Annotated in this window: 1 protein-coding gene; it reads left to right on the top strand. The window is 37.0% G+C overall.

What is annotated here, in order from left to right:
- The first annotated feature begins 124 nt into the window (after window positions 1-124).
- Window positions 125-1,381: an ISL3 family transposase gene (locus QM928_RS09845; RefSeq protein ID WP_153225811.1), complete on the top strand. Its 1,257-nt coding sequence runs from the start codon at window positions 125-127 to the stop codon at window positions 1,379-1,381.
- Window positions 1,382-1,415: the final 34 nt, after the last annotated feature.

Genomic DNA, 1,415 nt, shown 5'->3' with positions numbered 1-1,415 from the left:
GGCTCTATAATATTTGTAGTGGGTAAATCCCCTATAGATATTATGGAGCCTATTTTGTTGTAGAAAAAAAGTCCCATATGACCTATAATGAAAAGCGACAAAACAACTCATTAGAAAGATTCATATGGAACAATTACATTTTATCACAAAACTCCTTGATATTAAAGACCCAAACATCAAGATTGTAGATATCATCAATATGGATACTCACAAAGAAATCAGCGCTAAACTGGATTATGAGGCTCCATCTTGCCCTGAGTGCGGATGTCAAATGAAGAAATATGACTTCCAAAAACCGTCGAAAATTCCTTATCTTGAAACAACTGGTATGCCTACTAGAATCCTCCTTAGAAAGCGTCGATTCAAGTGCTATCATTGCTCGAAAATGATGGTCGCTGAGACTTCTATCGTCAAGAAGAATCATCAAATTCCTCGTATTATCAACCAAAAAATTGCGCAAAAGTTAATTGAAAAGACTTCTATGACTGATATTGCCCATCAGCTATCCATTTCAACTTCAACTGTCATTCGTAAACTCAATGACTTTCACTTTAAGCATGATTTTTCTCGTCTTCCAGAGATTATGTCTTGGGACGAGTACGCCTTTACTAAGGGAAAGATGAGCTTTATTGCACAAGATTTTGATAATCTCAACATCATCACTGTTCTTGAAGGCAGAACACAAGCTATCATCCGCAATCACTTTCTTCGCTACGATAGAGCGGTTCGCTGTCAGGTGAAAATCATTACTATGGATATGTTTAGTCCTTACTATAACTTGGCTAAACAGCTTTTTCCTTATGCTAAAATCGTTCTAGATCGTTTTCACATTGTGCAACATCTTAGCCGTGCTATGAGTCGTGTCCGTGTTCAAATCATGAATCAATTTGATAGAAAATCCCATGAATACAAAGCTATCAAGCGCTACTGGAAGCTCATTCAACAGGATAGTCGTAAACTAAGTGATAAACGTTTTTATCGCCCTACTTTTCGCATGCACTTAACAAATAAGGAGATTCTAGACAAGCTTTTGAGCTATTCAGAAGACTTGAGACACCACTATAATCTCTATCAGCTCTTGCTTTTTCACTTTCAGAACAAGGAGCCAGACAAATTTTTCGGACTCATTGAGGACAATCTTAAACAGGTTCATCCTCTTTTTCAGACTGTCTTTAAGACATTTCTCAAGGACAAAGAGAAAATTGTCAACGCCCTTCAACTACCCTATTCCAACGCCAAATTGGAAGCTACCAATAATCTCGTTAAACTTATCAAACGAAATGCCTTTGGATTTCGGAACTTTGACAACTTTAAGAAACGAATTTTCATCGCTCTGAATATAAAAATGAAGAGGACATCAATTGTCCTCTCCAGATGTTAGTTTTTATTCAACCCACTACAGTTGACAATGAGCC

The organism is Streptococcus infantis (assembly GCF_047460405.1).
Lineage (GTDB): Bacteria > Bacillota > Bacilli > Lactobacillales > Streptococcaceae > Streptococcus > Streptococcus infantis_Q.
The sequence above is the reverse complement of the archived record's forward strand: the minus strand, read 5'-3'. Positions and strand labels throughout refer to the sequence as shown.

Coding starts and splice junctions, on each gene's coding strand:
- QM928_RS09845 (WP_153225811.1), top strand. CDS start 125: ATGGAACAATTACATTTTATCACAAAACTCCTTGATATTAAAGACCCA.